The following is a 10602-nucleotide window of genomic DNA, read 5'->3' as shown; positions in this document are numbered from 1 at the left end:
ACCTTTTTGGCATATGCCGCTTTTTCTTTGCGTTCTTCGGAAAGCTTATCCTTCAGGTTTTCCTCACGCTTATCATCGAACACGATGGCGGCATTATCAAGGAATTCCTTCTTCCAATTACGAAGGAGATTCGGTTGAATGTTATTCTCGGTTGCAAGGGTATTGAGCTCCTTTTCACCTTTTAACAGCTCAATCACGAGATTAGATTTGAATTTGGCACTAAAATTTCTTCGTTGTCTGGACATGGTAATGAATCCTTTCTTGGTTCTCTTTTTAGTATATCAGATTCATTAATATCCGTCTGAAAAAATGTCTTAATTTATGAGACCATTATATATTTTCAATTCTTAATGGACCATCTTAATATTCTTAAGTAAAATCCCCTTTGTCTTTACTTCCCTTATTTTTTCTTCCTTTATAGAGAAACCACCCCACCCCCGTAATTACAAGGATAAGGAGAACCACCAACACCACCATCGTATACTGTTCAAAATAGGGGATGACGCTTTCCCAGGCATTGCCCAGGCTAGCCCCAATCACCACCAGGACCGCATTCCACACCAGGCTTCCCATCAAGGTGAGGAAGAAGAACCAGGGCAGGCGCATTTTTGCAAATCCTGCAGGGATGGAAATCAGGCTCCGCACAACGGGGATGCAGCGGCAAATCAGGACCGCCCTCCCCTCATAGCGGGCAAACCAATGCTCTGCCTGATCCACCGCCTCCGGTTTCAGATGCAATACCCGGCCAAACCGACCGGCAAAAAGGTGCCGCAGACGCTCAGCCTGAAGCACATGCCCCAGGCCATAAAGTACCGCAGCGCCAGCCAAAGACCCCAGGGTAGCCACCGAAATGACAAGGGGAACGGACAGATCCGTATGAGCCGTCGCTGCGCCGCCAAAGAGCAAAACCACCTCCGATGGAATGGGCGGAAAGATATTTTCTACAAAAATCAACAAAAAAATCCCAAGATAACCAAATTGGTCAATCCAATCAATAATGTAGGCTTGCATAGCAGGTCTCCGTTCATGTTTTCCATATTATACGTTATGAAACCGGATTACTTTGCATCGACTTTATTTTTAATTATTTCTTAATCTATCGTCCCCGATGCTTCGCCTTCTTTTTTTGCTGCTTCAATTCAAAATTCCGCTGGGCCTCTGCTTCCTGACGCTGCCGTCGCTTCTGCTTCTGCTCCCCCTTGGACTGTTCCCGCTGCCTTTGTAAGGCCTGCTGGGATTTGGTGCCGATCCCCAGGGTTTGTAACTGCCTCTTCACCTCTCTTTGAATGCGTTTGGGATTCTTTCTTTTTTCTCTGACCGGGACGGTCACCGCCGGACTAAAATCCAGGCCATCGTATTGGGATAAAATGAAGGCATAAATTTCACTGTCCCTGGGTTCTGCTCCAAAGACAACCTTGGATACCGATAATTTCCCATTTTCTGTGCATTCAAAAACACCGACCCACAAGGGTGCTTCAAAAAAAACCGTTAAGCTTCCCGTTACTTTGTCCATGACAATTCCCTCCTTGGATATGTAATGAACAAAGAATGGACGACCCGGAGGGGAAGGTTACTGACACCATCCCAAGGGATGGTACGGCCGGGCTACCTACCGGCTCTGGTACCTGATGGTACGTTGCGTTTTTATCTTTGCAATTCTATTGTAACCCAAACCCTTTGTCCGTCAAGAATTTCTTTTAAGGATCGATTTCAATCACCATGCCCACACCAACCTCCTGTACCGGCAATGCCGCCATCATCTTAGCCTTGGCTAGAAGAGAGACACAATGACAGGGATACACTGCATCAATGCGATTCGCCTTCAAATAAGCGATGGTCCCATCCAGCTGGGGTGAATCTTCCAAAAGGTGGAATCCTCCGAGAACACCAAGAATACGCTCCTCCCCACACACTTTTTGAGCGTAATCCACAATATTGCAAATTCCGCTATGGGAGCAGCCCGTCATGATAAAAATCCCCTCTCCATTCTGGTAGACCAGGGCACTGTCGTCCCGAAGGGTATCGGCTACCACACATCCCTCCACAATCGTCCTTCCAATAGGCGGACAGGCTTCAAAGTCATTCTCCCGGGGAATCTCCCCTAAAAAGATCAGCCTTTCCGAGAGATGACGCACACCGGATGTCGGCGTATACCGGGTGATCCTTGCGATCTCCGCGGAATTATAGGGTGCCCCTATAAATTCTTCCCCGTCATATTTGGGTATAAAGCAATGGGGATGGGCACACAGCATTACCCCGGAGAGATCAATTTTTTCCTGCAAAAACCGAAGCCCATTAGTATGATCATTATGCCCATGGGATAGGACAATATGGGTCAGGTCCTCCAAATGAATGCCTGCCCGCCGGGCATTTGAAAGCAAAACCTCCGAATAGCCGCTATCGAAGAGCACACGGTTTTCCCCATCCTCAATATAGAAGCTGACCCCTGGCTCCCCGAGGTAATATTCATCAATTAAGGTATGGTTATCCACTAAGATGGTGATTTTCATAAGGCTTTAAGGGATTCCTTAATGGGATGACGAATCACCGTGCGCCATTTTTCCGGGGCAACCCGCCGGGCATCGGAAAGGTATATTTCATGATGACAGCGCGTTTCTGAAAAGTCATTCACATACCCCTGCTCCGCCACATAAGCATCCATAATGGCGACGGTGGCTGGCTCATCATCGTAAAGACCAACGTGGAGAATCTGGGCGCAGAGCCCTTCCTCCACTCCCAGGTACTCTGCCCCAGAGCAATCCAGCTTTTTCTTCTGCTTAACAGACTGCACCGCCCAGTCAAAATCCTTAGGGGTCACGAAATCCGGCAAGCGAATCATGGAAATCCATTGGAAGGTCGATTTGTCCCCGTAATCCACACCAGCCACGCCATTCTGCCACCAGAATCCTTCCAGGGGCGGGACCACGTATTCAAAGAAGCCCTCGATGTGGTAATCACTTTTGTAGCTCATTTTTAAGGTATAGGCTAAGGGATAGAGAATTTCCATGGCCCGCTGGTACTCATCCCCTTCCACATTAGGGTCCCCTGCTCCTCGGACCGCAATGTAATGCATGGGTGGCAGGGTCAAGATTTCTGGTTTCTTTTTTGCCATATAAAATTCTTTGAATTCCTTTTTAAAATCAAAGGTCATGGGTGGATCCTCCTTTATCGATTTCCCTCATCCCGATTTTCATTGTCCCTGAATCTGCTCCAACAGCGCTTTAACATCCTTAGCAATCAGAGGCTGCATCGTCTCCGGATACGGTGTATCGTCAATGTCTGCAATGGCCTGGACCACCATTTCCCGCAGTTTAGGCTGGTAGCTCACCACATCCTTAAGGGCCCCTAAGGCCTGACGCACCACTGTGGGCTTTTCATCCCAAAGGATGGACAATGCCGACGGGAGATATTTATCCAACAATCCATCCTGGTCCCATTTAGCCTGCTTGCAGAGCAGCCGAAAGCCCCTTACCCGTAAATAGGTGCGTTGCTCCTGTACCATGGCGGCAAATCTTTCAGTGAAGGGATAGAGCATCCCGGACTCATCGGAAAGCTGCTCCAGGGTTTGAAGGGCCTTATAAGCCGTGGTATTATCCTTTTCCTCTAAGCGATCAAGGTCCGCCAGCACCGCCTGAAGCTTATCTAAAAACGCCCTGCATCCCTTTACGATATCCTCATAGGTTTCATCAAAGCGGCCACTGTACCAGGGATCCGAAATAGAAGCATCCCTTCCGGCAAAGAATAATAATTTGTAAATTTTTCCGCCGGTGTGTCCCGTGATCCCCTCCATGTTCCTGATGTTGGCCTCATCCATCCCAATTAAATAATCGGCGGTGTCGTAGTCCGAGGCCCTCAGCTGCACCGCCCGTTTCCCCTGACACTCTATCCCATGTTTTTCAAGGACCTCCCGGGCCGGTGGATACACAGGATTGCCTACCCCATTCCAGATTTCTTCCGAGCTGGTCGCTGCCGATTGAATGGAGACGCGATCGGACATTCCCAGCCGATTTACCATGTCCTTTAAGACGAACTCGGCCATGGGGGAGCGGCAGATGTTGCCGTGGCAAACGAAGAGTATTTTAATCATGTTCATCAATCTCCTTGTCCGACAACCGCACCGCCATCATCAAGAATACAGCTTTCCACAAAAGCCACCGGGTGTTGAATCATTTCAGAAACCGCTTCAACGGAAAGTCCCTGGGCCAGATAGCGTCTGGCAATAACCGCCATGGATTCTCCAATCTCAATCATATGGCCATCCGGATCGTAAATCCGAAGGACCCGTTGCTGCCATTCGTGTTTTTTAGGCGGATGGACATAGACGATGGACTCCTGCCCTTCTAAGCGTTTTAAAAATGCATTGAAATCCTCAACCTCAAAATACAATTCCATATTATGGGATTTTGACACCACCGACGATGGATCAATATCCGTCAGCCACGGGAAGTCCTCCTGAATGGCAAAGCCCCCGCTGAAGGTGACATTCTTTCCCAAATCCATGACGACATCTTGGTCAAAGAACCTCTGATAGAATTTTTTGGATACGTCAACATTCTGTACCGCTAATAAGGGTAATTTAAATTTCACCGCATATCCCTCCTCCATCAATTTTTAGTTTTTTTCATTATAGCACAAAAACAAATCCCCATACCTGTGTTTCAAGCACATTGATAATGGGGATTTGCATTGTTTTTTTATCGTGAAATTTCATGGCTGCCGTTAAACCATCCATTATCAAAATCCGATATCCATGCAGAACCATTTGATTGTCATAATCGTAGCATACATATTTAAGGCACTTGCGTGTATACCCCTGGATTGGATCATTGACACCCACATAAAGACATGTTCTCCATAGATATCCAACTGCATCGCCCCTCAAGCAGCTACTGACGCCAGGAACGTAAAGCTGCAATAAAACACCCGACTCCACCGAATATAACTGCAATACCAAGTATTCCCGTTGAGGTTTCAGCATTGACTGCCAAAAGAATCAAGAATCCTCCTAGACATAACAGGACCACCCCCAAACAAAGCCCTATGTAAAAGAAGCGCTGACCGCCAATGGATTTCGATGAATCCGAAAATTCTGAAACGATATTTCGTATTCCTGTAACCAAAAATATGATAAAACCACTAAAAAGGAATAAAAACCCCATTGGCAATAAAAAGAAATTCTCATGTAAAACACCAGCCGCATCAACATACTCAACGGATACCGCCTTAATCCCAATACAGGCAATGCCTAAAAATAATAATGCAGCACCGATACTGATACTGATTAAATTCATCTTTGCCCGGCGATTTTCGCTGCCATCTTTTACTAACTTTTCTGCCATGTTTCCCATACCATCATCTCCTAAAATTAGATAATCAAGGGAAAGGTGGAAAATTTTAGTAATTGAAATCAGAATCTCGATATCGGGCAGGTTTCGATTGTTTTCCCAATTCGAAATCGCTTGTCTGGAAACACCTAACTGTTCCGCAAGTTGTTCCTGTGTCAACTCATTTTCTGTTCGAATCCATCTGATTTGTTCACTAAACTTCATTGATTCCACCTTTTTCTTGTTGATCCAACATTACAGGATTTTTAAAAAAATGACAAGAAAGCAACACTTGCATTGCTTTTTTTAATGACAGCGTGCCTGTCATCCCCTTTTATTCACCGGATTTTACCTTCATTGTCCCCACGTGCCATTGCTTTTGCACTTCTATGACCAGCGGGAAGAAAGATGGGGATACATTTCAGTGTATTATTTCTGTTTTTGCTCCTGCACCCTGAACTGTGTAATCTCACGGAGTAGTTCATAAGGCATAGGTTGATTGTAGGGCAATTGTATGGCCCCCTTGGAATATTTATAATCCTCCAGGCGATCTTTAAAGGCTTCAATGGCGCTGGGGGTCGGGTAAAAACCCAAGTGTCTTTTTTGGCCGGAAAAATGCACCAGATTTCCGTTGAGGACAAAGGTTGCCATTCCCCAGGAAATTTTCTCGGTGATTTCTGGGGAACACTCTAAAATAATCTGCCGCAGGGTTTCCATTCGCTTTTTGATATCCCCGCTGTAGCTTGCAATATACTCCTCCACCGAGGTAAAGGCCGGCTTTGGTTTTTCGCGCTCTTCCAGTGTCACATGGACCGAGTCCCCAGGCTGCTTGCCAATCTTTAAGCGAATCTCCTTTCGGACTCCGATAAGATGGCCAGACGTCCCCATCTTCACCACTTGCCCATCGTAGGGCTCTCCATCAAAGGTTGCGTGCACCAACAGCCGGGATTTCCCAAAGATTGCTTTAATATCAAAGGGTACCTCGACATATGCCGCATCCATCTCCGGTTTTTTTAAGAGAACCGCATCAAATTCAAGGGCTTTCTTCATTTTTTCTCACCGCTTTCATTTCCCCACACCATGCCATTACGTATTCTTTTTCGTTCTTCATTCACTCCAATTTCTTATTGTTGACATTTTCCTCCGCAATATTGCCCCACGACGCCTTAATTGTTTAGCTTTTTAATTATCACCTTCTCCTGTTTAAAATATCCTTTTCTCAATTTTTCTCGATTATCTTTTGTCATAGACTTAAAGCGAATCGTTCTATTCATGTCACGATAAGCTCTATCAATTGCAGTGAAATATTTATTAGACAAATCTCCAAAATAGAGTCCTCTTAAAGATTCTAAAACGGCTTTATCAACCATCATTAATTTTATACACATCTTCAAAACCATTTGAATCTAATATTGCACATCAAAAGACATTTACATAAATTAAACTATCCCGTTAAGTTTACATGATTTTTATTAATCGTATTTTTAATAAAACCCCATAAAGTGCTTATATTTCAGTAAATCGATTAAAGTCGTTCTTTACTTTCTTTACCGTTTTTTGCACTCTTCACTTGGTGATAGGTCAATGAGATTGTGAATGCAGGGAGGCTTGTGGTAACAAGTAACGACAGCTTTTATCATATTGTTGGTTCATACAAATTGATATTTGTGTTTTTAGAAATATTGTCACGTATTACCCTGCAAGGATTTCCATAGGCTATTTTATTAGAGGAAATATCCTTTGTCACAATACTCCCTGCCCCAATGACCACATTATCTCCAATAGTTACCCCTGGCATAATAATAGCTCCTCCACCTATCCATACACTATTTCCAATAATGACTGGTGCAGTTTGTGTTTTACAGAATTCAAAAGAACCATCTTCTTTAGGTTCCCCAAATCTTTCTATTGCATTTGTTGGATGAAAGGCTGTATATATCTGAACATTTGGTGCAATTAAAACATTGTCACCTATAACGATTTTATTATCATCTAAAAAAGTGCAATTCATATTTACTTCACAATTATTCCCAAAATAAATGTTATTACCATAGTCTACATAAAACGGAGCTGTAATCCAAAGATTATGTCCTTTTCTGGCTAATAATTCCGATAACACTTTTTCTTTTTCTTCTAAATTTTCGGAATCAATACAATTGTAATCTCTTACTAAATTTTTAGCCTTATGCCATCTATCAAGTAATTCTCTGTCCCCACAATCATATAATTGACCAGCTAACATCTTTTCTCTCTCAGCCATTGCCATATCCCCACAAATTCAAATTTATCGTTTTGCTACTTTTGTTTTCCTTTTTCCTCCACACGGTTTCCTCCTGTATATTTACATCTATTTTTGTCGGACCATCGACCGTCTGATAAATCAGCATTTCTCCGTGATTATCCATAACATATTCTCCTAATCCTCTCGTTAACCGTTTCTTCGCTGCCTATTTCAACCTTCGATAAACGCCTATTTTATAGGCTTTTACGGCACTTTCTCTACTTTTTTCGGGTCAGCAAACAAACGCACTCCACATGAAAGGAGATGGGCGAATGAATGTCAAATCGTTATTTTTGCCTTTGCTCGTCCTTGGGAATATATCTACCGTATTTTGCCTGTTTTCGGGAATTGATCAACCGTACACCCACCACTTTGCTCTGCTTTTAATGTGGAAATCATTCATCACCAGACCCAGTCTCTGCCAGTTCAATATATTCCTTTAACTTTCTCTGCAACAGCTTCTTATCAATTAATTTCAAATTGTATTCAGAAACCATTGTTGGGGACAAGCTCCGGCTGAGAGCAAACTCTACCACCGCATCATCCTTACTTGCACAGAGGATAACACCAACGCTCGGATTTTCATTTTCTTTTTTCACTTCGCGGTCAAGTGCTTCAAGATAAAGATTTATCTGGCCAACATACTCTGGCTTGAATTCACCGATTTTCAGTTCAAATGCCACAAGGCACGAAAGATCTCTGTGGTAAAACAGCAAATCAATATAATAATCGTGCTTTCCGACCTGTACACGATACTCTTCGCCGATGAAGGTGAAGTCTTTACCAATTTCAAGAATATAATTATCGAGAAAAATATTTCCTGTGGCCCTTCTTGATTCTTCGATGGCTAGTGTCAGTGGTTTCTGCGATAACATATATCTTTCATAATATCCGCTATCAATTTGTCTTTCCAATTCTCTTTTTGAAAGACGCTCTTTAATGTACATATTCATATAAAATATGCGTTCGTCCATAATCTTACACGCAGACATGATTTTGAGATGGTTCGTCCAACTCAATTGTGTCACCAGTGGTGACACTTTCTCCGCGTCCTTATAAAGCTCGTAGAATTGCTTCATTCTATAAAGCCCGCGACGATTAAAACCCTTCAAATCCGGATAATTTTTTGCAAAAAAATCTGCCAGCTTCTGTACAAACGCATCGCCATATTCATTGTTTTCAGATTCTCTGCTAATATATTCGCCTATATCACGATACATTAAAATCAGTTCCTCATTTACCTTACGATATGCCCGCTCTTTGGCTGACTCTATGATGTTAACAATTCTTTAAAATTGTTCATCACGTTGTACCAAGTCACTCATTGTATTCCCCCTTTCCGAATAACCTATTTACAATATCTAATTATTTCAAGCTACAAAGCATAATGTATTCTTCTTCGTTTTTAGCTACAATTTCAAAACCGACTTTCTGATACATTTTAACTGCATAGTTTGCTTCCTGAACCGCGAGAGAAGCCTGCTTATATCCCTTATTCTTCAAGAGCATGAGCATTTGCTTCATCATATCTGTTCCAATTCCCAGACCTCGGTATTCCTTGTATAAGGATATTGCAAAAGAAGGGGTTTCATCGTCAATTTGTCCATAATCATTCATTATGCGAGTCCATACTGCACCAACAATCTTTCCATCAACTTCCGCTACTAATGCGTTATCATCTTTCTTTCCAAACTCACTAATATATAATTGCAATTCAGGCTGTTTTGTAATTGTTCTTTGCGGAAAATCCATGCCTTCCGGAATATAAATTGCTTCATACAAAAAATCTTCCAGCGTCTTATATTCATGTGATTTCATTTCCCTGATAGTATAATTCACTTTTTTACCCCATAACTTCATCGGTGATTATTTCTTTTTCTTTGGTTCCGGCAGTTCATCATACATAGCAATAAAAAGATTTGTCAGATATTCCTTGCTGTCAACATCATCAACCAACAACATCTCTTTTGCTCCCACGTATGGCAATTCATAAGTCACATCTGAGACAAATGAAATAGCTGATTTAACAGGCTTTACCAGTAATCGATCATCATATATACCACCGACAATTTTACCACGATAATAAATAATATACTCACCCATCATTGCTCTATATGTTATCTCTTCCAATTCAGATAACTGTTCTAATATAAAGTCTAAATATGCCTTAGTTGATGCCATATGCTGCCTCCGTCAAATTCAAATTATATCGTTACTTTTCTGCTTTTAACAATGAGTACATATTCATGTCAATCACTTTACCGTTCTTCACAGCATTGCTTCTCAATGTACCTTCATATTGAAATCCTGCTTTTTCAAGTACTCTACAAGATGCAGCATTATATACAAATGGTTCTGCATAGATACGAATAATATCACTTTTATCAAAAACATATTCGCAAATTTGTTTTACTGCTTCAGTCATAACTCCTTTTCCCCAATATTCTTCTGCAATGTAATATCCCAATTCAGCGGTCTTTTTATGAATATTGCCTTGGCGAAAAACGCCTATACTTCCAATTACTTTGTCATCTGCTATGATAGCAAAAGCAAATGTTTCATTCTCATCTGCGGAAAGCATCGCAGAAATATAATCGACTCCGTCTTGTTCTGTATAGGGATATGGCAATCCATCCCGAAGATTGTCTTGTACCCTTGTATTAGAAAGCGCAATTGCTATATCTTCTGCATCCAATAATTTCCATTTTCTTATTTTTATAATCATTTTCCACCACCTCTATCGTTACAAAATTATCTTTATATACTTCTTATCTGCAATGATCTTATCAACTCAACCTAATCAAACAGAAAATACTCATTTAAAGTATATTGATCTGTTTCCACTCTGTCTTCGTGCTTGGCACTCGCCAGTCGTGGACAGCTATCGCATGGTCAGCGTTACCTATAATGGTGCGCTTGTCAAGACAAAAATCCGAAGGATTTATAATGAATAATAGGCAGGTGTGTTAGTAAGGTGTGGGAAGGCAAACAAATGAG

14 protein-coding genes and 3 pseudogenes are annotated in these 10602 nt (G+C 42.2%); all 17 read right to left on the bottom strand.

Going from position 1 to position 10602, the window contains the following annotated elements:
* Positions 1–197 (bottom strand): annotated as a pseudogene (locus BLW33_RS13510) (IS3 family transposase); the annotation flags it as partial.
* A 172-nt stretch (positions 198–369) separates the two neighbouring features.
* The gene (locus BLW33_RS13505) at positions 370–1011 is read right to left on the bottom strand and encodes a DedA family protein (protein ID WP_090309904.1); all 642 of its coding nucleotides are present in this window, start codon (positions 1009–1011) and stop codon (positions 370–372) included.
* 85 nt (positions 1012–1096) lie between these two features.
* Positions 1097–1513 carry a YjdF family protein gene (locus BLW33_RS13500; RefSeq protein ID WP_090309901.1) on the bottom strand — a complete coding sequence of 139 codons (417 nt, stop codon included), beginning with the start codon at positions 1511–1513 and terminating at the stop codon, positions 1097–1099.
* Positions 1514–1697: 184 nt separating this feature from the next.
* Positions 1698–2510: an MBL fold metallo-hydrolase gene (locus BLW33_RS13495; protein WP_090309898.1), complete on the bottom strand. Its 813-nt coding sequence runs from the start codon at positions 2508–2510 to the stop codon at positions 1698–1700.
* Positions 2507–3151, bottom strand: a complete 645-nt coding sequence (locus tag BLW33_RS13490; RefSeq protein WP_090309896.1) for a GyrI-like domain-containing protein — start codon at positions 3149–3151, stop codon at positions 2507–2509. The genes BLW33_RS13495 and BLW33_RS13490 overlap by 4 nt, the downstream gene beginning before the upstream one ends.
* Before the next feature lie 39 nt (positions 3152–3190).
* Complete coding sequence (locus tag BLW33_RS14535; RefSeq protein ID WP_090309910.1) at positions 3191–4087, bottom strand: low molecular weight protein-tyrosine-phosphatase; 897 nt, start codon at positions 4085–4087, stop codon at positions 3191–3193.
* Between the two features lie 5 nt (positions 4088–4092).
* Positions 4093–4587 (bottom strand): VOC family protein, encoded by a 495-nt coding sequence (locus BLW33_RS13480; RefSeq protein WP_090309893.1) that lies wholly within the window; start codon positions 4585–4587, stop codon positions 4093–4095.
* Between the two features lie 299 nt (positions 4588–4886).
* Positions 4887–5549: a helix-turn-helix domain-containing protein gene (locus tag BLW33_RS13470; protein WP_090309887.1), complete on the bottom strand. Its 663-nt coding sequence runs from the start codon at positions 5547–5549 to the stop codon at positions 4887–4889.
* Positions 5550–5753: 204 nt separating this feature from the next.
* Positions 5754–6035 (bottom strand): annotated as a pseudogene (locus tag BLW33_RS14440) (iron chaperone); the annotation flags it as partial.
* 75 nt (positions 6036–6110) lie between these two features.
* A pseudogene (locus BLW33_RS14435) lies at positions 6111–6374 on the bottom strand (DUF1905 domain-containing protein); the annotation flags it as partial.
* A 116-nt stretch (positions 6375–6490) separates the two neighbouring features.
* Entirely contained in the window at positions 6491–6697 is a 207-nt protein-coding gene (locus tag BLW33_RS13460; protein WP_090309883.1) for a hypothetical protein, read from the bottom strand.
* Positions 6698–6960: 263 nt separating this feature from the next.
* Complete coding sequence (locus BLW33_RS13455; RefSeq protein WP_090309880.1) at positions 6961–7584, bottom strand: sugar O-acetyltransferase; 624 nt, start codon at positions 7582–7584, stop codon at positions 6961–6963.
* The gene (locus BLW33_RS14195) at positions 7577–7729 is read right to left on the bottom strand and encodes a virulence RhuM family protein (RefSeq protein ID WP_176966742.1); all 153 of its coding nucleotides are present in this window, start codon (positions 7727–7729) and stop codon (positions 7577–7579) included. The genes BLW33_RS13455 and BLW33_RS14195 overlap by 8 nt, the downstream gene beginning before the upstream one ends.
* Positions 7730–8000: 271 nt before the next feature.
* A complete protein-coding gene (locus BLW33_RS13450) occupies positions 8001–8831 on the bottom strand; it encodes a PDDEXK nuclease domain-containing protein (protein WP_479723647.1) in 831 nt (276 codons plus the stop codon).
* Positions 8832–8970: 139 nt separating this feature from the next.
* The gene (locus tag BLW33_RS13445; RefSeq protein ID WP_090309907.1) at positions 8971–9444 is read right to left on the bottom strand and encodes a GNAT family N-acetyltransferase; all 474 of its coding nucleotides are present in this window, start codon (positions 9442–9444) and stop codon (positions 8971–8973) included.
* Positions 9445–9471: 27 nt separating this feature from the next.
* Positions 9472–9786: a TfoX/Sxy family protein gene (locus tag BLW33_RS13440; RefSeq protein ID WP_090309873.1), complete on the bottom strand. Its 315-nt coding sequence runs from the start codon at positions 9784–9786 to the stop codon at positions 9472–9474.
* A 31-nt stretch (positions 9787–9817) separates the two neighbouring features.
* Entirely contained in the window at positions 9818–10330 is a 513-nt protein-coding gene (locus tag BLW33_RS13435) for a GNAT family N-acetyltransferase (protein ID WP_090309870.1), read from the bottom strand.
* Between the last annotated feature and the right edge of the window lie 272 nt (positions 10331–10602).

It is taken from the genome of Eubacterium aggregans (assembly GCF_900107815.1).
GTDB lineage: Bacteria > Bacillota > Clostridia > Eubacteriales > Eubacteriaceae > Eubacterium_O > Eubacterium_O aggregans.
Note: the sequence above shows the minus strand (reverse complement) of the source record. Positions and strands in the feature narration are given on the sequence as shown.